The 22,432-nt window shown below is 43.1% G+C and carries 22 protein-coding genes; 10 read left to right on the top strand and 12 right to left on the bottom strand.

Annotation, left to right across the window (positions count from 1 at the left end; all coding sequences use genetic code 11):
• Nucleotides 1–55: 55 nt before the first annotated feature.
• The 3 genes from IDJ76_RS17790 to IDJ76_RS17780 all read right to left on the bottom strand — a co-directional run bounded on the left by IDJ76_RS17790 (nucleotide 56) and on the right by IDJ76_RS17780 (nucleotide 4,574).
• On the bottom strand, nucleotides 56–667 hold the full coding sequence (locus IDJ76_RS17790; RefSeq protein ID WP_191165105.1) for a GIN domain-containing protein: 612 nt from the start codon (nucleotides 665–667) through the stop codon (nucleotides 56–58).
• A 398-nt stretch (nucleotides 668–1,065) separates the two neighbouring features.
• Nucleotides 1,066–1,242: a hypothetical protein gene (locus tag IDJ76_RS17785; protein WP_191165103.1), complete on the bottom strand. Its 177-nt coding sequence runs from the start codon at nucleotides 1,240–1,242 to the stop codon at nucleotides 1,066–1,068.
• Between the two features lie 77 nt (nucleotides 1,243–1,319).
• On the bottom strand, nucleotides 1,320–4,574 hold the full coding sequence (locus IDJ76_RS17780) for a PAS domain-containing hybrid sensor histidine kinase/response regulator (RefSeq protein WP_191165101.1): 3,255 nt from the start codon (nucleotides 4,572–4,574) through the stop codon (nucleotides 1,320–1,322).
• Nucleotides 4,575–4,721: 147 nt separating this feature from the next.
• Between IDJ76_RS17780 and IDJ76_RS17775 the strand changes: the two genes are divergently transcribed.
• Nucleotides 4,722–6,008 carry a citrate synthase gene (locus tag IDJ76_RS17775; RefSeq protein WP_191165099.1) on the top strand — a complete coding sequence of 429 codons (1,287 nt, stop codon included), beginning with the start codon at nucleotides 4,722–4,724 and terminating at the stop codon, nucleotides 6,006–6,008.
• Nucleotides 6,009–6,188: 180 nt separating this feature from the next.
• Entirely contained in the window at nucleotides 6,189–8,081 is a 1,893-nt protein-coding gene (locus IDJ76_RS17770) for a RecQ family ATP-dependent DNA helicase (RefSeq protein ID WP_191165097.1), read from the top strand.
• Nucleotides 8,082–8,087: 6 nt separating this feature from the next.
• Here IDJ76_RS17770 and IDJ76_RS17765 read toward each other — a convergent pair whose 3' ends face one another.
• Nucleotides 8,088–9,335, bottom strand: a complete 1,248-nt coding sequence (locus IDJ76_RS17765; RefSeq protein WP_191165095.1) for an ABC transporter permease — start codon at nucleotides 9,333–9,335, stop codon at nucleotides 8,088–8,090.
• Nucleotides 9,336–9,528: 193 nt separating this feature from the next.
• Between IDJ76_RS17765 and queA the strand changes: the two genes are divergently transcribed.
• Entirely contained in the window at nucleotides 9,529–10,578 is a 1,050-nt protein-coding gene (gene queA / locus IDJ76_RS17760; RefSeq protein WP_191165093.1) for a tRNA preQ1(34) S-adenosylmethionine ribosyltransferase-isomerase QueA, read from the top strand.
• A 98-nt stretch (nucleotides 10,579–10,676) separates the two neighbouring features.
• Nucleotides 10,677–11,396, top strand: coding sequence for a 2-C-methyl-D-erythritol 4-phosphate cytidylyltransferase (locus IDJ76_RS17755; RefSeq protein ID WP_191165091.1), 720 nt, complete (start codon nucleotides 10,677–10,679; stop codon nucleotides 11,394–11,396).
• Between the two features lie 29 nt (nucleotides 11,397–11,425).
• Here IDJ76_RS17755 and IDJ76_RS17750 read toward each other — a convergent pair whose 3' ends face one another.
• From IDJ76_RS17750 to IDJ76_RS17735, 4 genes are all read right to left on the bottom strand, one after another.
• A complete protein-coding gene (locus IDJ76_RS17750) occupies nucleotides 11,426–11,572 on the bottom strand; it encodes a lmo0937 family membrane protein (protein ID WP_191165088.1) in 147 nt (48 codons plus the stop codon).
• A 129-nt stretch (nucleotides 11,573–11,701) separates the two neighbouring features.
• Nucleotides 11,702–11,851, bottom strand: a complete 150-nt coding sequence (locus tag IDJ76_RS17745) for a lmo0937 family membrane protein (protein WP_191165086.1) — start codon at nucleotides 11,849–11,851, stop codon at nucleotides 11,702–11,704.
• Nucleotides 11,852–12,056: 205 nt separating this feature from the next.
• On the bottom strand, nucleotides 12,057–12,278 hold the full coding sequence (locus IDJ76_RS17740; RefSeq protein ID WP_002996718.1) for a DUF2795 domain-containing protein: 222 nt from the start codon (nucleotides 12,276–12,278) through the stop codon (nucleotides 12,057–12,059).
• 83 nt (nucleotides 12,279–12,361) lie between these two features.
• A complete protein-coding gene (locus IDJ76_RS17735; RefSeq protein ID WP_191165084.1) occupies nucleotides 12,362–12,910 on the bottom strand; it encodes a cob(I)yrinic acid a,c-diamide adenosyltransferase in 549 nt (182 codons plus the stop codon).
• Between the two features lie 107 nt (nucleotides 12,911–13,017).
• On the opposite strand from IDJ76_RS17735, the gene IDJ76_RS17730 reads away from it, so the two are divergent.
• Both IDJ76_RS17730 and IDJ76_RS17725 read left to right on the top strand, forming a co-directional pair.
• Complete coding sequence (locus IDJ76_RS17730) at nucleotides 13,018–14,028, top strand: chitinase (RefSeq protein ID WP_191165082.1); 1,011 nt, start codon at nucleotides 13,018–13,020, stop codon at nucleotides 14,026–14,028.
• Between the two features lie 94 nt (nucleotides 14,029–14,122).
• Nucleotides 14,123–14,743 carry a hypothetical protein gene (locus IDJ76_RS17725; protein WP_191165080.1) on the top strand — a complete coding sequence of 207 codons (621 nt, stop codon included), beginning with the start codon at nucleotides 14,123–14,125 and terminating at the stop codon, nucleotides 14,741–14,743.
• Between the two features lie 479 nt (nucleotides 14,744–15,222).
• Here IDJ76_RS17725 and IDJ76_RS17720 read toward each other — a convergent pair whose 3' ends face one another.
• The 3 genes from IDJ76_RS17720 to IDJ76_RS17710 form a co-directional block, all read right to left on the bottom strand.
• Entirely contained in the window at nucleotides 15,223–15,987 is a 765-nt protein-coding gene (locus tag IDJ76_RS17720; protein WP_191165078.1) for an ABC transporter ATP-binding protein, read from the bottom strand.
• A gap of 144 nt (nucleotides 15,988–16,131) precedes the next feature.
• Nucleotides 16,132–16,419 carry an Asp-tRNA(Asn)/Glu-tRNA(Gln) amidotransferase subunit GatC gene (gene gatC, locus IDJ76_RS17715; RefSeq protein ID WP_191165076.1) on the bottom strand — a complete coding sequence of 96 codons (288 nt, stop codon included), beginning with the start codon at nucleotides 16,417–16,419 and terminating at the stop codon, nucleotides 16,132–16,134.
• Entirely contained in the window at nucleotides 16,416–17,144 is a 729-nt protein-coding gene (locus IDJ76_RS17710) for a lysophospholipid acyltransferase family protein (protein WP_224746396.1), read from the bottom strand. Before IDJ76_RS17710 ends, gatC begins: the two co-directional genes overlap by 4 nt.
• 47 nt (nucleotides 17,145–17,191) lie before the next feature.
• On the opposite strand from IDJ76_RS17710, the gene trpS reads away from it, so the two are divergent.
• The 4 genes from trpS (at nucleotide 17,192) to IDJ76_RS17690 (ending at nucleotide 21,042) form a co-directional block, all read left to right on the top strand.
• On the top strand, nucleotides 17,192–18,187 hold the full coding sequence (gene trpS, locus IDJ76_RS17705; RefSeq protein WP_191165072.1) for a tryptophan--tRNA ligase: 996 nt from the start codon (nucleotides 17,192–17,194) through the stop codon (nucleotides 18,185–18,187).
• 116 nt (nucleotides 18,188–18,303) lie between these two features.
• The gene (locus IDJ76_RS17700; RefSeq protein ID WP_191165070.1) at nucleotides 18,304–18,918 is read left to right on the top strand and encodes a deoxynucleoside kinase; all 615 of its coding nucleotides are present in this window, start codon (nucleotides 18,304–18,306) and stop codon (nucleotides 18,916–18,918) included.
• A gap of 214 nt (nucleotides 18,919–19,132) precedes the next feature.
• A complete protein-coding gene (locus tag IDJ76_RS17695) occupies nucleotides 19,133–20,293 on the top strand; it encodes a DUF262 domain-containing protein (RefSeq protein ID WP_191165068.1) in 1,161 nt (386 codons plus the stop codon).
• The gene (locus IDJ76_RS17690; protein WP_191165066.1) at nucleotides 20,290–21,042 is read left to right on the top strand and encodes a HEPN domain-containing protein; all 753 of its coding nucleotides are present in this window, start codon (nucleotides 20,290–20,292) and stop codon (nucleotides 21,040–21,042) included. Before IDJ76_RS17695 ends, IDJ76_RS17690 begins: the two co-directional genes overlap by 4 nt.
• Before the next feature lie 409 nt (nucleotides 21,043–21,451).
• On the opposite strand, the gene IDJ76_RS17685 is transcribed toward IDJ76_RS17690, so the two are convergent.
• Nucleotides 21,452–22,366, bottom strand: coding sequence for a helix-turn-helix domain-containing protein (locus IDJ76_RS17685; protein ID WP_191165064.1), 915 nt, complete (start codon nucleotides 22,364–22,366; stop codon nucleotides 21,452–21,454).
• Nucleotides 22,367–22,432 lie beyond the last annotated feature (66 nt).

Here is a 22,432-nt window from a genome sequence, read left to right as displayed (position 1 = left end):
CCCCCGTTACCGGGAGGCTTTCAAAATATATATTGAACTTTTGCAAAAGTAGTGCTTACAAGTTGGCTAATTCAGTTTTAGGCTGAACAGCTATCGGGTTGGTCTTGGTGCTTACGTTTTCGGCAACCAAAGTGCTGTGGTTAACGGTTGCAGATTGCTCCTTAACCATGGTATAGTCGGTTACATTACCGGTCAGGTCGGCTTTAGCACGGTCGTTCACGGTGATGCTGGCTTTATAGGCATCCAGGTTTAATTTAGCTGATGCGTTATTGTTTAAGATAACGTCAAGGTTAATCTTTGACAAGTTACCGAATGATTTTACCTCGGCATTGTCATAAGCTGTAATGGCGTTCAAATCATTTGCGGTTACCCACACCACTAATTTCTGGTCGGCGTATGAGGAGATGCGTAACACGCCGTTTTGGCTTTGCACCAAAGCGCTTTGCTCGTAGTATTTATTATAAACCTTTACCTGGTCGGCAGTACCGTCAGATACGAACAGTTCCACGTTTCCGTGAATTTCTATCTTGTTTATCTTGCTTACGTTAGTCAATATAGTGCTGTTGTTGTCGTCGGCAGTGTTTTTTTTATCGGCAGCAAATGATGAAGTTACAGTGCCTAATGCTAATGTAAAGATGGTTGCTATTGTTAAGAATTGAGTTTTCATGATATTTATTATTTTGAATTTGAGTTGTTTGTGTTTTTTTATTGTTTTTAAATACACCTATATGACAGCTTCAAATTCAAAACGTTACAGCAGATTTAGGGCAAATAGATGTATGGCGGGTTTACATCGGCGAACGGCGAAAATACGTCGGCGAAAAGGGAATATTTTTTTGTAACAGCGCGTATTGACAGACAATTAGCGGGTGTTCAGAAGGTTCAGTAGTGCCGTCGCGCTTGTAACTCACTCGGTCATTGCTTCGCTCGACCACCCTCTCTACACTATGTGTAAAGAGGGGAGATTACTTTCCTCACCGGCTGCCGCGGAGCAGAGAGAGTCCACCAGCGTAGCGTCGTCGGGGTGAGTTGATTTGTAAAGCAACCAGCTAAGAGTAAAGCGGTTTAACTGCTTTGTTCTTTTTTACGTCTCCCCTCATTTCTCTTCATCAAAGCGAGGGCCGGAAAGCGTAGCGAATCCGGGGTGAGTTGAAATAGCGCAAATAACTCACCCCGCGGCACTCCGTGCTGCACCTTCTCTTCGCCTGCGGCGGAAAGAGGGTGCAGCTGCATTCTTTTCATCTTATTTCTCCCCTCTTTTCGCTTTAGCAAAGAGAGGGGCGGATAGCGTAGCGAATCCGGGGTGAGTTGATTCACAGCTACACACCCAGTTTACCAAGCGGATTGGCCTCCTTACGATGTTGAGTAATTTTTTCAAAAAGGGCCTCGGGTACAAAGGGTTTGGTCAGATAGTCGCACATGCCCGCCTCAAAAGCCTTGTTATGCGTTTCGGGCATGGCATCGGCGGTAAAAGCGATGATCGGCATATCGGGATAAAGTTTCTTTATCTGCCTCGATGCTTCAAAGCCATCCATCACCGGCATTTGCAGGTCCATAATAATCATATCATACACCTTATTGGTGGCCATGTTCACCGCTATTTGCCCGTTAAGTGCTTCATCAACATTAGCCTGCCATTTTTTTAGGAATTTGGAGGCTATCATAATATTCATCCGGTTATCATCAACCACCAAAATATTCATGCCCGATAAGTTCATCGGCACATTAACTATAATTGGGTTCATCGTTGCCGGCAGGGCTACCTCGGCCAGGTCAAACAATATCGCGAAGCTAAACTGCGTGCCTTTGCCCAAATCGCTTATTACCTTAATGCTGCTTTGGTACAACTCAATCAAGCGTTTGGTAATAGCAAGGCCCAGGCCGGTGCCGCCGTATTCATGATTAATTACCTGTTCTTCCTGTATAAAGGGATCAAATATCACTTCCAGGCTCTCGGCGGAGATCCCAATACCTGTATCGATCACCTTAAAATTGATCAGTACTTCTGCGTCGTTAATTTGTTCCTGTTCCAGCACAATGCTAACCTTACCCACCGACGTGAACTTAACAGCATTATTCACCAGGTTGATGAGTATCTGTCCCAAACGGGTTTGGTCGCCCATTACATACTCGGGGATGCTACTGTCTGTATGCAGCTCTATCTCCAGGTTTTTTTCCAGCGCTTTAGCGTAAAACGACTGGCGCACATTCTGCACCAATTGGTGGATGTTGAAGGGCGCATGATTTAACAGCAGCTTGCCAGCTTCTATCTTATTATAATCTAAAATATCGTTGATGATAGCCAGTAGGTTCTCGCTGCTGAATTTTAGCGTGTTCAGGTATTCCAGTTGCTCCGGGCGCGGGTTTTCCGACAAGAGCAAATTGGTGGTGCCGATAACTGCATTCATTGGCGTACGGATCTCGTGGCTCATGATGGATAGGAACTCCGATTTAAAGTGCGACGAACGCTCTGCTTTTTCCTTAGCTGTAATCAGTTCCTGGCGGGCTTTCTGCTGCAGTGTAATGTCTTCTCCAATGCTGGTAGTACCTTTAAGGTTGCCATAATCATCGTAAGTGATGGTATTTTGCCAGCTGATGGTGCGGAGGTCGCCGTTACGGCATATTACCGGGTTAATATAATGGGCCTCCACGGTATTATCAACAAACCAGCTTTTCAAAAACTCGCGCAAATCTTTTGGTACAAAGTTTTGCATCCAGTTCATCCCCAGTATCTCCAATTGGCTATAACCCAACAAATTGGCCAGGTATTTATTACAGAAGATCACATTCCCAGTGGCATCTAACGATACCGCCGCAAGTTTAATGGTCTCTAAAACCAACCGGTATTTATTTTCGGTAGTTTTATAATCAATTTCGGCCTGTTTACGCTGGGTGATATCCTGCAGGGTACCTATAATTCTACGCACCGATCCATCCTCGCGTTTCATTATTTTCCCCCATATTACACTGATGTGCTTTACATTACCCAGGGGGGTGATGATCCGATATTCATAGGACTGCCCCATCGCTTCGGGACCGTGCAAAAAGTATTTGATAATGTACCGGTCATCCGGATGAATGTATTTGATCAGCAGTTTACCGTTTCGCGATTGTACCGAATTCGTACTGTCTACCTCATATATCGAATTAATCTCATCACTCCAGCTCAGTATATTGGTGCCGCTATCCCATTTCCAGTTACCAATTTTGGCTATTGCCTGTGCCTCAAGCAGTTCTTTCTGGCTTTTCTTTACTGCCTTTTCGGCCAGGCGGGCGTCGGTAACATCCTGTGTAATGCCTACCACCCGCTGTAACTTTCCGTCGGCATTCAAATGCAGGTCGCCGCGTAATATCTTTAAATATTTAGTGTTGCCTTTTGGGGTGATGAATTTATGCTCGATACTGTTCTCGGCCTCGTTTTGAATATTGGTGAAATACCTGGCGGTAAACGCTGCATCATCGGGGTGAACCAGCTGCAGATAGTATTCAAATTTCGACATCCCCCCGGGCACTGCGTCTATCTCCAATACAGAATACAGGTTATCTGACCAAAAAGTTTCCTTAGTGATATTATCATACCACCAGTTGCCCGTTTTTGCAATTGCCTGCGCTTGCTGCAAAAGGTTTTTATTTTCAATCAGCGCATCGTCGTAAGCCTTTTGCCGGGTAATATCGGTAACGGTTACAGAAATACGCTTTGTATAGTTTCCATTAACATCAATCACCGGTGATGACTTGGCCAAAAACCATCCCGGTTCGCCGTAAATTGAGGGGAACTCAATAGTTGATGATTGCCTGTTTGCTAAAACAAAATCATATACTTTATTAAATGGCGCAGCCCTGTCAGGGCCTATGGCATCTATCAGCGTTTTGTTCAAAAAGGTTTCTCGCGTGAGGTGGGCCGGTGTGTGCGGGCCAAACCAAACGTTTACACAAATACGATTCTCATCAAATTCAAAAATGGTATCGTTTACCGAGCTGATGAGCGCATGCAGCTGGTCCTGGCTGTTACGTAACGACTCGTTAAGTTGCAACACCCGGTTAATAGCCTTTTTAAATTGCACCTGGTAACTGGTCATCACCAGGTAGGATACATAGGCTATCAGCACAAACACGAACAACAGTACTATCAAAACTTTAGGCGCTATAAATAAAACCGGCGCGGCAAAGTAAGCGGTAAGCACTACGCTTAAATTTAAAAGCGTTACCGCAATAAATTCCCATTTCTTTTTGCAAAATAAGGTAAGTGCTATAAAAATAGTGACGGCGCCAAATATGTACACATGGGCAAAACCATTTACAGATAATAAGACCCCGTTATTAATGAGCGAGTATGCTGCAATGGTTAAGTAACACGCGTAATTATATAAGTTTTTATTGCTGCCGAATGAGACACCCAACGTGATTGCGCATAAAGCGCAAGTAACAACCCGCAGCCAAAGCGGATCGAACGATGAATTATTGCTGCACAGGTAATGCAGCGACGGGGCGGCTATAAACAAGCCAATTAATAGCAACCGGTGAATAGTATTGTCATTCTCAATCAACTGCAGGGCCTTCTCTTTAAATGACATGCCTAAAAATGTATTTTTTTATTTTCGCCAAACAATATACGGTAAAAAAGTATCTTGAGTTAATAAGAATTTTACAAATAGTAAATACATCTTAAAGAGCATTAATACGCAGATTTATTTACATTTGTTGCAAATAGTATTATTTCTATGGCTGCTACTGCACAATTAAAAATTGGTGATAACACGTACGAACTTCCTGTAATAGAAGGTACCGAAGGCGAAAAAGCGATCGATATTTCGAAACTGCGCGACCAGAGTGGTTATGTGACTTTAGACATTGGATACAAAAATACCGGTGCAACTAAAAGTGCCATAACGTTTCTTGACGGTGAGGTGGGCATCCTTAAATATCGTGGTTACCCGATTGAGCAACTGGCCGAAAAATCAACCTTTACAGAGGTTGCTTACCTATTAATATACGGCGAACTGCCTACTGCAGAACAACTGAAAGACTTTGAACTGGAAATTAGCCGCCATACCCTTGTACACGAGGACATGAAGAAGTTTTTTGACGGCTTCCCGTCGGGTTCGCACCCGATGGGGCAGTTATCTTCATTAATTGGTGCGTTGGCTGCCTTTAACCCGGCATCCCTTAAACCGGGCTTATCTGCCGAAGAGGTGAATTTAGAGATCATTAAACTGATCGCTAAGATGAGCACCATCGTATCATGGATCTATAAAAAGTCTTTGGGCCACCCGGTTATTTACCCGCAAAACAGGTTTGATTATGTAACCAACTTTATGCACATGACGTTTGGCCAGCGTACAGAAGAAATAACTATAGAGCCGGTTGTTGTTGACGCGATGAACAAATTACTGATCCTGCATGCAGATCATGAGCAAAACTGCTCTACATCAACCGTGCGTATCGTAGGCTCGTCTGATGCTAACTTATATGCATCCATATCTGCAGGAATCTCTGCCTTATGGGGACCGCTTCATGGTGGCGCTAACCAGGCGGTGATAGAAATGCTACAGCAGATCAAGGAAGACGGCGGCGATGTGGATAAATGGGTTGCTAAAGCAAAGGATAAGAATGACCCGTTCCGCCTGATGGGCTTTGGTCACCGTGTTTACAAGAACTTCGACCCGCGTGCCAAGATTATTAAAAAGGCCTGCGACGATATCCTGGAGAAATTAGGCATCAACGACGAAACTTTAGAAATAGCTAAGAAACTGGAAGAAGTTGCCCTGAGCGACCCTTACTTTGTGGAGCGTAAGCTTTACCCTAACGTAGATTTTTACTCGGGTATCATCTACACCGCCCTGGGCTTCCCTACCGAAATGTTTACCGTGCTGTTTGCATTGGGCCGTTTGCCGGGATGGATTGCGCAATGGAAAGAAATGAAAGCCAACAAAGAGCCTATCGGCCGCCCGCGCCAAATATACGTAGGCGCAGTTGACAGGGATTATACAGATATAAAGAGTAGGTAACTCACCCCGACTACGCTACGCTGGTCGACCCTCTCTCCGCAAGCGGAAAGAGGGTGAATCATGAAATTGACCCTCTTTGCGAAGCAGAGAGGGTGGTCGAGTGAAGCAACGACCGGGTGAGTCGAATCGCCAGCAAATAAAACCAAAGCCCGCTAACACGGGCTTTTTTCATAACCGCTAATGACACCACGCGAAATACTTAAACAATACTGGGGACATGACGACTTCCGGCCGATGCAGGAGGAGATCATCACATCCGTATTGGAGGGTTGTGATGTGCTGGCCTTGCTGCCTACCGGCGGCGGCAAATCGGTTTGTTTCCAGGTGCCGGCATTGGTTAAAGAAGGTATTTGTGTTGTAGTATCACCGCTCATCGCCCTGATGAAAGACCAGGTAGAAAACCTGAAGGCAAAAGGTATCGAGGCGATGGCCATCGTATCGGGCATGGGCCGGCGCGAGGTGGATATCGCGTTAGACAATTGCGTCTACGGAGTAACCAAATTCCTTTATATTTCGCCCGAGCGGCTGGCGTCTGACCTGGTGCGCGAACGGATCAAATACATGAACGTAAACCTCTTCGCGGTAGATGAAGCTCACTGTATCTCGCAATGGGGTTACGATTTCCGCCCATCATATTTAAAGATAGCCGATCTGCGGGAGTTGCACCCTATGGTCCCTGTTATCGCGCTTACCGCTACAGCAACTGCCAAGGTGCGGGAGGATATCCAGGAAAAACTGCTTTTTAAAAACCAGGTAGTTTATCAAAAGAGCTTCGAGCGCCGTAACCTGCGTTATGTAGTGCAAAACAGCGAGAATAAACTCAAGAAACTGCTCGATGTAGCCAACGGAATCAGCGGTAGTGGTATCGTGTATGTGCGCAGCCGTAAAGAAACCTTCGAGATTGCCAAGTTTTACAACGATAACGCTATTAAGGCCGATTATTACCATGCGGGCCTGCCTGTTGATGAACGGTCGGCCAAGCAGGAGGCATGGAAAAATAACAGCACACGCATTATCGTGGCTACCAATGCCTTCGGGATGGGGATAGATAAACCAGATGTGAGGTTTGTGATCCATAAAGATATCCCCGAAAGCCTGGAGGCCTACTATCAGGAAGCGGGCCGTGGCGGTCGGGATGAGAAACGCGCTTACGGCGTATTGCTTTACAATCAGGCAGACAGGGTTAAAGAGGAGAAGAAATTCCTGCTTAATTTCCCGTCGGTTAATGAGATCAAGCAGATCTATCATTATTTGGGCAATTACTGCCAGGTAGCCTATGATGCCGGCGAAGGTACCAGCTTTGACCTTGACCTGGGCGAATTTTGCAGCCGGTATAAGCTGGATGCCATTAAAACGCTGAACGCCTTAAAGTTTTTAGAGCAGGACGAATACCTGTCATTCAACGAAAGTGTTTATTTGCCCTCGCGGTTCAGGTTCGAGGTATTGAATGAAGAGCTTTACAATTTCCAGATCCAAAACCCGGGTTGGGACGCTTTTATAAAAACCCTGCTGCGCAGTTATGGCGGTTCGTTTGAAAATTATGTTCGTTTAAAGGAATTTGACCTGGCCCGCCGTACCGGCTTAAACACGCAGCAAGTAATTGACGGACTAAAGCAATTGCAGGATTTTAACCTGGTAAGTTACCTGCCCCAAACAGACAAGCCACAGATAACCTGGCTAAAGGCAAGACAGCACAATAATAACCTGTACATTAATAAGGCTTACATCGAACAGCGTAAGCTAAACTACCGCATTAAAATGGAGGCCGTGTTTGCCTATGCCGAACATAAACGCTGCCGCAGCCAAATGCTTTTAGCCTACTTTGATGAACCCCATGCGCAAAAATGCGGCGTATGTGATATTTGCCTGGAAGAGCGCCGCCAAAAAAATGCCGATGAAATTTTTGACGATATTACTAACGAGATCGTACAGTTACTTACCGCGGCTAATCAAAACATTGGCTCGTTGATAGCGGGTATTAAAATAGGCACCGAAAAAGAAAAAATTGCCACCATCCGCCTGCTGCTTGATGCGGGGAAAGTTAAAACCGATGGGGAGAATTATTATTTATAGCGGTTTTTAATTCGTCCTTATCGCTTCCACAGGGTCGAGTTTGGAGGCGAACCATGCCGGTACAATACCCGATATGATGCCGATTGTTACCGAAATGCCCAAGCCGAAGATAATGTTGTTCATATCCAGTACGATCTCCAGGTCGGCGGCGGCCTTTACGCCAAGGGTACCAAGGTACACCAAAAGTAGCCCCATCCCCCCTCCCATCAAACAAAGCACGATAGACTCTATCAGGAACTGTAGCAAAATAAAGTAATTTTTGGCACCGAGTGACTTCTGGATCCCTATGATATTGGTACGCTCTTTAACCGATACAAACATGATGTTGGCGATGCCAAAGCCGCCCACTAATATCGAGAACCCTCCTATGATCCAGCCGGCAATGTTTACGATACCAAAAAGCTGATCTAACTGGTTAGACAGGATGTTTGATTTGTTCAGCGCAAAATTGTCTTCCTTACCCGGTGCAATGCTGCGGATAGAGCGCATTAAACCGCGCACTTCACTCTCCACCTCTAAATCGGTTAAATTATCCTGGCCGCGTACCACTATCTGCGGGTTGTATTTTTCGTTTTCGATATCAATAACGTTTTTAGCGAAGTTAAGCGGCAGCAATATCTCGTTGTCGCTGCTGATGCCCAAAATATCTTTACCCTCTTTGGTAAAAACGCCTATAATGGTAACCTTACGGCCCATTATTTTGATCTGTTTGCCTACTCCTGTACCACCGGGGAACAGTGCATCAGCGATATCAGCACCTATAATGGTGACCGGCGCGCCCGTGCGCGATTCAATGTCGGTAAAGTAACGCCCGTCCTGGAAATCAAAGTTCCAGGTCTTATCATGATCGTGCGATACGGCATCTATCTGCGCGCCATCAACCGTGTTGCTGCCGTATTTAACGGTGCGGTTATCGATGCTGATCTCGTATGATGTTGCTTTGGCGGTTTGACTGCGGCGGCGCAGCTGCTCAAAATCGCGCAGTTTTGGAACCGGGCGCTGCATGTATTTCCACCAGGGGAAGTTATCCTCGCCCACCCAGGGCCATTTTTGAATGTAAATACTGTTGCTTCCCAGCTTGTTCACGCTTTTTTGCAGGTTGTTACGCAACGTATCCACGCCCGAAAACACCGCGATAATGGTAAAGATACCAATGGTTACCCCCAGTAATGATAAGATGGTACGCAGCTTATTTTGCCGTAATGCATCAAAGGCAAACAGAAAGCTTTCGCGGATAAGTTTAAGTATTATCATATCGAATATTAATATTGGCGGGTGTATTTAACCTTGCGTTTTAAAACAACATTTGTTAGACGGTGTTAATGCACTTAAGTTACACCTAATTTAGATTTAAGTATTTGAACCTAAATTCCGCTAAATCAGAATAACCGCGAAAAAATAACAAAAATTCCGTACATTTGCGCCCTGAAAATTCATATATATTAGCATGAAATTATCTCAATTTAAATTCGATTTACCAGAATCATTAATTGCACATACCCCTTCAGATACGCGTGACGAATCGCGCCTGATGGTTTTACATCGCGATTCTGGCAAGATTGAGCATAAAATATTTAAGGATGTTTTGGATTATTTTGACGATCAGGATGTAATGATCCTGAATAACACCAAAGTATTTCCTGCGCGTATGTATGGTAATAAGGAAAAAACCGGTGCAACCATCGAAGTTTTCCTGCTACGCGAATTGAACAAAGAATTACGCCTTTGGGATGTTTTGGTTGATCCTGCCCGTAAGATCCGCGTAGGTAACAAACTTTACTTTGGTGATGACGACCTGTTAATTGCCGAGGTTGTTGATAATACTACGTCACGTGGCCGTACCATCCGTTTCCTTTTTGATGGTACCGACGAGGAGTTCCGCCGTAATGTGGAGATCCTGGGCGAAACACCACTGCCTAAATACATTAAGCGTAAGGCTACTGCCGAAGATAAAGAACGTTACCAAACTATATTTGCCAAGCATGAAGGCGCTGTTGCAGCACCAACTGCAGGCTTGCACTTTAGCCGCGAACTAATGAAACGCCTTGAACTGAAAGGCGTTGAATTTGCCGAAGTCACTTTACACGTTGGCTTAGGTACCTTCCGCCCGGTTGAGGTAGAGGATCTGACTAAACACAAAATGGATTCTGAGCAATTCATTATCGAAGAGAAACAAGCACGGATAGTAAACCGCGGTATCGAGCGCAAAAAACGCATCTGTGCGGTAGGAACCACATCAATGCGTACAATCGAATCTGCTGTATCTGCAGGGAAAACCCTCAAATCGGCTAACGACTGGACCAGCAAATTCATCTTCCCGCCATACGAATTCAGTATTGCTAATTCGATGATCACTAACTTCCACACACCAGAGTCGACCTTATTGATGATGGTAAGTGCTTTTGGCGGTTACGAGCACGTAATGCATGCCTACGAGGTTGCTGTGAAAGAAAAATACCGTTTCTACAGCTACGGCGATGCCATGCTGATCATCTAATTTCGGATTTCGAACTTTTGATTTCGGATTTATCATTAAAAAAGTCATTCCTTACAGAATGGCTTTTTTAATTCTCCAAAATCGTAAATTAGCCACACATGCTACATCCGAAATCCGAAATCCTAAATCCAAAATCTAAAACCTACGCAATCATCGTTGCCGGCGGCTCGGGCAGCCGGATGCAGTCGGCATTGCCCAAGCAGTTTATCGAGCTTTGCGGGAAGCCGGTATTGATGCACACTATGGAGGCGTTTCATAACAGCCAAACGTCGCCAGAAATAATACTGGTGTTACACGCAACTTATCACGACTTGTGGAAAGAGTTATGCAATGTGCATAATTTTAGCATAAATCATAAATTAATTGCAGGCGGCGAAACCCGTTTCCACTCGGTAAAAAATGCGGTTGACCTGATTTATGACATTAATGTGCTAATTGCTGTACATGATGCAGTGCGCCCATTGATTAGCAGCGCAATAATTGACGAGAGTTTCCGTTGTGCGGAGGCAAATGGAACGGCAGTTACCGCGGTAAAAAGCCGTGATTCGATCCGTCAGCAAAATGGTGAAGGTTCCACTTGTTTAAATAGGGACGAGATCTACCTGGTACAAACACCTCAAACCTTTAAATCGGCTTTATTGAAAGAGGCTTACATGCAGCCTTACAGTGAAAACTTTACAGATGATGCCTCGGTAGTAGAGCAGGCTGGCGGGCAAATAACACTGATAGCAGGTAGTTACAGCAATATAAAGATTACTTTCCCCGAGGATATAACCATTGCCGAAGCGCTTATAAACAAAAAAAGCCACCAGCGTTGAGCTGATGGCTGTGCTTTTATCTGCTACGATCAGGCTCTCCTGATAACGCCAAGTAGTAATGCGATAACCGCAATTACCAATAAGATGTGAATGATGCCACCGGCATGGATAAAAAAGAATCCGAATAACCATCCTATTACCAGTATAACAGCGATTATGTATAATAAGCCTCTCATAGTGTGTGTGTTTTTATATGTTAAAGATTTACGTTGAATATCGCCTCGTTATACCAAAATCTATTCCAAAAGGCTGTTAACTAAAAAAAGCACCATATGGTGCTTTTTTTGTATTTATATCGGCTAAGATTATGCCCTGCGGATCACACCTAATATTACAGCTATAATAGCAATAACTAATAATACGTGGATGATATTACCGCCAAACGGAGTTACGAATGCGCCAAAGATCCAGGCGATAACTAAAATAACAGCAACAAGGTAAAGTAGACTTCTCATGGTAAATGTTTTTAAGTGTTAATATTTGTTTTAATGTATTTACACCCTACCAAATATTATTCCAAAATACTCTAAAAGAAAAAAAGCCCTTATAGCAGCATAAATACACCAACAAATAGGTTATAAAGTGATTATTTGCCAATAAAATACCATTGACGAAAAAAGCCCTTCGTAAAAAGGGCTCTATATCGTAATTAAACAGATGTTAATATTCGTCTTCGTTGAAAAAGAAATCGTCTTTGGTAGGGTAATCCGGCCAAATCTCCTCAATGTTCTCATAAGGCTCACCATCATCTTCCAGTGCCTGCAGGTTTTCAATAACCTCTACCGGCGCTCCGGAGCGTATAGCGTAATCAATTAATTCATCCTTTGTTGCAGGCCATGGTGCATCTTCCAGGTGTGATGCTAATTCGAGTGTCCAATACATGTTTTTATATTATGTGGTAAATTTCCTTTTTCGCAAAAGTATAATATTTTTAAATTGATTATCAATATTTTTTTGTAATTTTTTTAAAGCCGCGGTATCCACTGGTTTTCAGGGATTTTTGCATCATGCCCAATCAATCTTGCAAGGGTAAACAGGTAGTCGCTTAATCTGTTTAAATAAATATTCACTTTCTCATCAACCGTGCTTTCTTCTGCCAAATGCACGCTTAATCTTTCGGCACGTCGGCAAACACAACGCGCTATATGGCAGTAAGATACTGCATTATTACCACCCGGCAAAATAAAGTGGCGCAACTGCGGCAATACTTCGTTCATACGGTCCATTTCCTGCTCCAGTAGTTCAATGTCTTCGGGGTGCAGGTCGGGTATCACCATTTTGCTCTTTTCCGGATCGGCGGCAAGCGATGATCCAATGGTAAACAGCCTGTCTTGTATCTGCTTTAAGATGTCTTTATCGTGCCCGGTTAATTCCTGATCGCGAATCAGCCCGATGTAAGAGTTCAGCTCATCTACTGTTCCGTAACTTTCTATCCGCAGGTGATGCTTGGGTACCCGCGTACCGCCAATTAATGATGTGTAGCCCTTATCCCCGGTTTTGGTGTATATTTTCATAGCAATTAAACTATCTTGGTATCGTTTTAAGACTGTGTAAAAACTAAACGTTTTTAAACTTAATTGTGTACTTCATGTTTTGTTCCAAATATATATCATCTGCAATTATGAAACGCATTATATCATCGGCCTGGCTTGCTATTACCACTTTGTTTACCATATCGCTGCTAAGCTTTAGCTGCGGCGATACGCCTGATAAAAAAACTGCCACTATATCAGCTGAGGCTGCCCCGGCCCCGAAACCATCATTCGCTAAATTCTTAACCCAAAAGCAGTTTAACGACTTGTTCCCCGAGCGTAATAAATTTTACACCTATCAGGCCTTTATCAAAGCGGTAGATGAGTTGGCCAATATTAACGTGAAGGTTACACGCAGGGCGGTTTCGGTATACCAGCTCATCCGTACCGATAAACGTACCGGCAAGCCCGCCATTGTACGCCAGGACGAGGACTGGAATGAGGCCTGGGCAAAAGTAAAACCCGACAGCACCTACAGCATCGATTACGGCGGTTTTTGCAGTGATAAAGATGCAGCCACCAATAAACGCGAGCTGGCTGCCTTTTTTGCCCAGATAGCCCACGAAACCCGCCACGGCCAAAACGGAAGTTATACCGACGGCCTGATGGCTTTGCATGAAGAAAATACTACGTTAAACTATTTTGGCGACAGCGACGAATACCCGCCATTTAAGGGGCAAAAGTATTATGGCCGCGGGCCGATGCAGATCAGTTACAACGGTAACTACGGCTATGCATCTGACTGTATTTTTGGCGATGAAAAGATTTTGCTCAATAATCCCGGCCTGGTAGAGACTGACCCGGTAGTTGCCTTTAAAACCGCCGTGTATTTTTGGATGACGCCGCAAACGCACAAACCATCGGCACATGATGTGATGGTTGGTAAATGGCAGCCCAGTGCCGCCGATAAGGCAAAAGGCCGCACCCCGGGATTTGGCATGACCATTAACATTGTGAACGGCGAACTGGAATGCAACAAAGGCGACGATATGTATAATATGAAGGACCGGATGGGATTTTACCAGGCATTCCTGACCAAAATGGGCACTACCGACCCTAATTGTGCTTGTAGTTGTGGCAAGATGGAGCCGTATCAGTAAGGTGAGTGGTGTGTGGTGTGTGGTGTGTGGAAAATTACTTTACTCATAAAAGTTTTGGGGAATTGCTATATTTAGCCTGTTTAGTCCCCAATTTATGAATAAGCTTTCTTTTGATGTCGCAGGGTTAACGCCTGTTGATATAGATGCGTTTGACGCCACGTGTAACCACCTGCGCGAAAACTACCGCGTGGAGGTACCGGGCGATATCGATTTTCAGCTGGAACAGTTCGAAACCTTTAATCATTACAAAGACCTGAACATCAGGGATACTTACGCCATAAAACATATCGGGGCCGATAGCTACATGCTGTTTTTAGAGATGAACCCAAATGCAAAAAGCACCAGGGCTGAGTTGAAACACCATCACAACTATCAGCCCTGGGCCTTAACTTATCTGAAACAAGATTTTGGCCGGGTGTTTATCCGCACGGAGACCTTGCTAGACAAGATCCGCGAGATCGTCTTCCCCATTGAATTAGATTTCAGGGAAGACAAACCCTTCAGTGACCGTTTTTATGTACTTACCGACGACAAGGAAAAAGCGCACAAGGCGATGACGCAGCAGTTCCGTGATGCCATGATGCTGATCAAGGAGACAGATTTTGTGGTAGAGATCTTTGAGCATACCCTTATCATAGGCAACCGCAAACCGGTAGCGCCGGAGCATGCCTGTTATCTGGCGGAGTTTGTATCACGGCTGGCGAATCTTAGCTAAAAATAACTTGTCATACTGAACGGAGTGAAGTATTCTTCCGCTCGTTTACAACCGGGGAGATCCTTCGCTATCGCTCAGGATGACAGAGTGGTTGAAATTTTAGAAAAACTTGTCATACTAAACGGAGTGAAGTATCCTTCCGTCTGTCCACAATCTGCAAGATCCTTCGCTATCGCTCAGGGTGACATGGTGGTTTAATTTTAGAAAAACTTGTCATACTGAATGAAGTGAAGTATCCTTCCGCTCGTTTACAACCTGCAAGATCCTTCGCTATCGCTCAGGATGACAAGCTGGTTTAATTTTTAGAAAAATCTGTCATACTGAACGGAGTGAAGTATCCTTCCGCTCGTTTACAACCTGTAAGATCCTTCGCTATCGCTCAGGATGACAAAGTAGTTGAAATTTTAGAAAAACTTGTCATACAAAAAAGCCCTCTCTGCTTTGCAAAAGGGCTTTCCGAAAACTCAACACTTATTAACTTACTTTTCTAATTTGATTCCTTCAGCTGCCTCGGGTACGCGCCTGTCCACCGTCTGGATATTTTCGTTCATATAATCCTTCTCCACCAAACCATCGCGCATCCGTACAATACGGTGGGCGTGCATGGCAATATCTTCTTCGTGGGTAACTAATATAATGGTGTTGCCCTTGGCGTGGATATCTTCCATCAGGCCCATAATTTCTATAGACGTTTTGGTATCCAGGTTACCGGTTGGCTCATCGGCCAGGATGATAGACGGATCATTGATCAGCGCCCTGGCAACCGCCACACGCTGGCGCTGCCCGCCCGAAAGTTCGTTAGGGCGGTGATCTGTACGGTTGCCCAGTCCCACATTTTCTAAAGCTTTGCGGGCACGCTCGTTCCGTTTTTCTTTGCTGATGCCTGCGTAAACTAATGGCAGGGCCACATTATCTAAAGCGCTGTTACGCGGCAGCAGGTTAAACGTCTGGAAAACGAAACCGATCTCGGTGTTCCGAACTTCGGCCAAATCATTATCCGTCATGTGGCTTACGTTGATGCCATTCAGTATGTATTCGCCTTTGGTTGGGGTATCTAAACAACCAAGGATATTCATCAGGGTCGATTTTCCAGAACCCGACGGGCCCATCAGTGCTACAAACTCGCCCTTATTGATAGTTAACGAAACCGACTTTATAGCATGGATAATCTCCGCACCAATAACATATTTACGGCCGATATCTTTAATGGTAATAAGAGGCTCTTGCTTGGTCAATACTGGCATGTTCCGTTTTTTTTTGGTGTTTGGACAGCGTGGGGGTGCAAAATGTTACACTATTTGAAAAAGAATCAAGAGATGAGATACAAGAATCAAGAACGCTGCAATTTCTTCTTTGTCCTGACTCTTGATTCTAATTGTCTTGACGCTCTACTTAATCACTTTCTGCACCAAAAAATGGCTGCTATCATGATCGGGGGCGTTGAGCAGGGCTCCTTCAGTAGTGATTACCTGTTTTACTACATCTTCGCGCAGCGGGTTGTTTTCGGAGATCATGTAAACCAGGGGCTCGACACCGGTGGTATCTACTTCGTTTAGCTTATCCATAAATCCCAGTATTTTGTTCATGTCCTTTATCATTTCGGCCTTTTCGTCTGCGCGCAGTTCCAGCCTTGCCAAGTGGGCTACCTTATCAACCGTTTGTTCGTCTATGATCATTTTACTTCTTCTAATTTTTTGCTGATGATGCCGTATACCTGGTCGCGCAGGGCATCGGCATCTTCAATAGTTAAATGTGCCGTTTCTATCGGCTTATGTACAAATATATCACATACCCCCGGTTTTGAGCCGTGCATTTTACCATTATCCCACAAAACTTTCCAGGTATTTAATGAAGTAACGGGGATTATGGGGATCTTCAGCTCGATGGCCATGCGGAAAGGCCCGTTCTTAAAACTGTGTAATTGCGGAGGATAAGTATCCGGTATAGTAGCCTCCGGGAAGATGATCACCGTTATGCCCTGCTCCAGCCTGCCCATAGCCGTTTTAAACGCGCGAAAGGATGCCATCTTGCTTTCGCGGTTAACAGGGATATCCACCGTACGGAAAAACAGGCCGGTCACCAGTCCGTCTACCAGTTCCTGCTTACCCATAAAGCAGCAATTGCTTTTTACCAGCAAACTCATCACAGTAATATCCAGGTTTGAGGTATGGTTGGGGGCAACGATATAGGTTTTAGTCCAGTCGATAGGCACCTCGTAGGTAAATTTATAGCGGATACCAACGGTTAACGAGCTGATATAACCCCACACGCGGCGCACGCTGTTCATGTGCCGGTACCTATCCGGCTTTAACGAAAAATAGTATAAAAACGGCCAGAACAAAAAATAAAAAAATGCAACGGCGCCCTGGTAAAGGTATAGGTGCACTTTCTTCAATATCATTTTCATCGCCCTCAAAAATAGAAAAAATCCTTACTTTCGCCCCCTATATGGAAACTGTTGTTAGTGGCATCCGCTCAACCGGAAACCTGCATTTAGGAAACTATTACGGAGCGATACAAAACTTCGTAAAAATGCAGCATGAATATAATTGCTATTTTTTTATTGCCGATCTGCATTCGTTAACTACCCACCCTACTCCTGCCAATTTACACGGCGCGGTAAAACAGGTACTGGTAGAATATTTAGCTGCAGGAATCGACCCGGAAAAGGCTACTATATATGTACAAAGTGATGTGCCCGAGGTGTCGGAACTATACTTGTACCTGAACATGAACGCCTACACTGGCGAGCTGGAACGCAGCACTTCCTTTAAAGATAAAGTACGCGCTAACCCCGATAACGTTAACGCCGGTTTATTGACCTACCCTGTTTTAATGGCCGCGGATATCCTGATCCATAAAGCCACCAAAGTACCCGTGGGTAAAGACCAGGAGCAGCACCTCGAGATGTCGCGCACGTTTGGTAACCGCTTTAACCGTTTATATAATAACGAGTATTTCCCCGAGCCGTATGCCTTTAGCATGGGCGAGAGCCTGGTAAAGATCCCCGGGTTGGATGGTAAAGGCAAAATGGGCAAAAGCGAAAGCGAAGGCAACGCCATTTTCTTATCAGACACGCCCGAAGCGATCCGCAAAAAAGTGATGCGCGCCGTTACCGATGCCGGGCCTACGGCAGATAACCAGCCTAAACCGCAGGAGATCCAGAATTTGTTCGACCTGCTGAAGGTGGTTTCTACACCCGATACGCTGGAGCACTTCGATAATCTTTACAATACCTGCGCCATCCGCTACGGCGACCTCAAGAAACAACTGGCCGAGGATATGATCATCGCTACTGCACCCATTCGCGAAAAAATTAATGACATTGCAAGCGATGCCCCGTATTTGAGGCAGGTAGCCATATACGGTGCTGCCAAAGCACGCGAAAGCGCTTCAAAAACAATCAGGGAAGTACGCGAAATAATAGGTTTCAGGAAGTTCTAGGTAGTTCACTGTCTGAATCGGAATTTTCAGAATTAGAAAATTTTCAGAATTCAGATATAGCCGGACAAAAACATTATCTTAATTCAGTAAATTCGGAAAATTCTGATTCAGATTATATGCACATAGCTATTGTAGGAAATATCGGCGCGGGTAAAACCACTTTGACCGAAATGTTAGCGAAAAATTACGGTTGGGAGCCCATGTACGAGGCTGTTGATAACAATCCCTACCTGGAAGATTTCTATAACGAGATGAAACGCTGGAGCTTTAACCTGCAAATCTATTTCCTGAATAGCCGTTACCGCCAGATCGTAGAGATCCAGAAAAGTGGCCGCAACATTATCCAGGACCGCACCATATACGAGGATGCTTACATTTTTGCAGAAAACCTGCACGATATGGGCCTGATGACCACCCGCGATTATGAGAACTACGAGGCTATGTTCAATAACATTTGCGAATTCATCAAACCGCCCGATTTGCTGGTGTACCTAAAAGCATCTGTACCTACCCTGGTAAACAACATCCAACGCCGGGGCCGCGAGTATGAAATAGGCATCCGGATAGATTACCTGTCCAAACTGAACGAGAAGTACGATAAGTGGATCAAAGGCTATAAGCTGGGCAAACTACTGATACTGGATAAAGACAACCTTGATTTTGCCAACAACCCCGAAGATATGGGTACCATCATTAACCAGATAGAACGCGAAATAAACGGGTTGTTTTAATGATAACTTAATAATTATTTAAGCCTGTCGAATTTCGGGAGGCTTTGTTGTCAGGCATAACTTCTAATACTTGTATCACGATTATTTGCTTGTGAATCTGCCGTAAACAGTTAGGAAACTACAAATATTGCAAAGTTTATTTTTCATTAATTGTTAAATAGAGTGTTACAGCAAGTATAAAAAAATAATATATTTAAAACTTAAAAGAACCTCTATGGAATATAACGAGATTGATGAAGAAATTATTGAATCGAATAAGGAGATTGTCGATAACATAACTTTAATTTTATCAGAAAATATCAAAACATATTCCAGAGACTGGACAGTAGAAACTATATATAATCAAATTAAACAGGGGAATATTGAATTAAATCCAAAATTTCAAAGAAGAAATGCTTGGACTGATGAGAAACGAAGTAGATTAATTGAATCTTTAATCCTTAAACTTCCTGTTCCAGAAATTGTATTAGCCGAAAGTCATGAAGAAAAGAATAAATTCATTGTATTAGATGGAAAGCAAAGATTATTAACAATAGCTGGATTCATTGAACATGAAACTTATAAATATTGGGACAAACCTATTTTAAGAGATTTAAAGCTTAAACCTAAGCTCAATAATATGAGCATAGAACTTTTATCTCAAGATATAAATAGAGAGTCATACAGAGCTTTTCAAAATTCAGATATTAGGTGTACTGTTGTTTTTAATCAAACAACAGATGATATATTGTACGAAATTTTCTACCGTTTAAATTCCGGCGCAGTACCGTTATCGATGCAAGAGTTAAGACAATCCTTAAGAAAAGGAGAGTTTTCAGATTTCCTAATGGAGTCTACTGAAAAAATTGGCCCATTACACAGGGTGTTAGGAATAGACCAGCCTGATAAAAGGCTTCTTGATGCAGAAATATTATTGAAGTTTATTTCTTATAGAATGTATTTAAGTAAGTATAATGGTAATTTGAAAAAATTCTTAGATGATACATTAGTTGTATTAAATAAAGAGTGGGAGACTACTCATTCGATCGTAAGCAGGCTTTATTTAGAATTAGATTTAGGGATCGAACTTCTCTCCCAAATAACGGGTATGGATAATATCGGGAAATATTATAACGAAAATAGATTTAATCGAAATCTATTTGATGTTCAAATACATTTTTTTTCTCAGTTAAGCGAAAACGACATAAATCAAATTAACAACGCAAAATATTTAAAGGGATTTGAGGAATTATCAAAGCAAGATAATGCGTTTAGGAAATCAATGGTTTCTTCTACAAACACTAAAAAAAGTGTTGCAATCCGGTTTGATTTATTTAGGCAATTAATTAATAGCTCCTATAATAAAGATTTTAAAAACCTCCTTCCTTTAGAATGACGGAGTTGTCTGAGTTAAAAAATCACTGCTATAGATTGTACAGGGGATTTTTAAAGCCGTATATTCAATCAACAACACTACTTCCTACGGCCCAAGAAGAGGACAGCGTAAAAGCTTTTTGCGTTTTAGCACATGCAGCTTTTGAAGAATATTTCGAAAAACTCACTATTAAGACCATTGAAAACTCTTACAAAAAATATAAAACAAAGGCGTTTGTTACAAGTATTCCTTCAACTCAGGCTGAGGTGGATCAATTTAATGACAATATATCTCAATTGTTAAAAACGTTAATACTTGCCAACGCATTTACTATATTTTCCAACAGCAATTCAGATACATTAAAGACTCATAAATCAAAACTTGAATTAGCATCTCAATTACAAAAAAATGGCATTGATTTAACTCTTGAAAACATCTCTGAATTAACAAAAAAAACCGATTCTTACACAAAAGAAATTTTAAAAGAAGTTGTTAGGTTTTTCAGAGGAAACATTGAAGCCAATCATGGAGCATCGTTAAAATATCTTCTTAAACTTTTAATTCCTGTTGGAATAGATATACCACAAGATTTATCTTTACTAAATTCACTGCAAAAGGTAGCAAAATATCGAGGTACTTACGCACATACTAAAGGTGATGTTACCGTAATATTAAGCGCTTCTGATATAGTGAAATATGTTGCCGACGCATTTGAGCTTTGTAAATTGATTGACGGCAGTATCAATAAATTTCAATCTTATATAGCGTAATAACGCACTGGTGTCAGTTATAATAAAATTCATTTTCAAAACAGTTTGATCGGCCGGCAAAATTTGTAGCGCTCACGGTAGCAGCTGCAACCGGTGGCTGATACAAAGTATTGCTGCCCAACGGGCAAAGCGGCTACATCAGCAGTAAAAATATTAGCGAAGCAAATTCCATGCGCAGCATTACGCTGAAAACAGAACAGCCCCTTTACAATGCGCCCGATAGTGTAATGCGCCAAGTAAAAAGCCTATCGCATCAGTGCAAAAGGTAAATCTACTGGCGGCTTACCGTAATTATTTATTGGTAAATGCTGATGGGGAAATAGGATGGATAGAGGCTAAATAGGTCTATTTAAGGATTAAGGAACAAAGCTAATGCTAACTCTTCTACAATAACTTGCGGAAATTACGGTTAGTTGTTTCCTCTAAAAGTCGCAGGTGTTATCCCAGTTTTATTTTTGAACAGCCGGTTAAAATATTGAGGATATTCAAACCCAAGCCGGTACGCAGTTTCGTTGACAGATAAGTTGGTAGTTAGCAATAACTGTTTGGCCTTCTCAATCAAAAAATCGTGAATATGTTGCTGGGCACTTTGGCCTGTTACCGATCTTAACATATCGCTTAAATAATGAGCAGACACGTTCATTTGTGCAGCCACATCATTCACGTTTGGCAGTTGTGCAATATTTGGCTGTTCAAAATAGTTACGAATGTAAGTGGTAAAAGTAGCCAGCAAATCTTCCTCTGCCTGTTTACGCGTTATAAACTGGCGGTTATAAAAACGGTTGCTGTAATTAAGTAATACTTCCAGATAGGATACGATAACATCCTGGCTAAAAAGATCAATAGGTTGCTCATACTCTTTACGGATATCCCTCATGATCTTCTCAATGGTTTGCTCCTCATCATCAGAGAGGTGGAGGGCTTCGTTGGCACTGTACGAAAAAAAGTTATAATCGTTGATCCTTTTCCCCAACTGATATTTACGTATCAAATCGGCATGAAATACAAGGTACCAGCCGGTAACCTCGGCAACATCTTCGGGGCTATCCAGTGTAAAAACCTGTTTAGGTGCCGAAAAGCCCATCGTGCCTTCACTAAAATCATAAAACCGACGGCCATATCTTATCGGCCTCTTTATATTTCTTTTAATAAAAACGCTGTAAAAATCATAAATGAGTTTATTACTGGCCAACTCCGGGTAGTCTGAATTACATTTAATCTCTAATACAGTAAGCAGCGGGTTCTTGGGCTTTGGATGCCCTAACACCTTGCAAAATTCTGTAATTGAATTAATAACCAATGGTTCTGATTCTTTTTTCATCATTAAAATCAATACGTTGTTAAAAGCGGCTACCGTTTCAAAGGTAGCTGCTTTATTGTACCGTAATTG

It is taken from the genome of Mucilaginibacter glaciei (genome assembly GCF_014773245.1).
In the GTDB taxonomy this organism is placed as follows: domain Bacteria; phylum Bacteroidota; class Bacteroidia; order Sphingobacteriales; family Sphingobacteriaceae; genus Mucilaginibacter; species Mucilaginibacter glaciei.
Note: the sequence above shows the minus strand (reverse complement) of the source record. Positions and strands in the feature narration are given on the sequence as shown.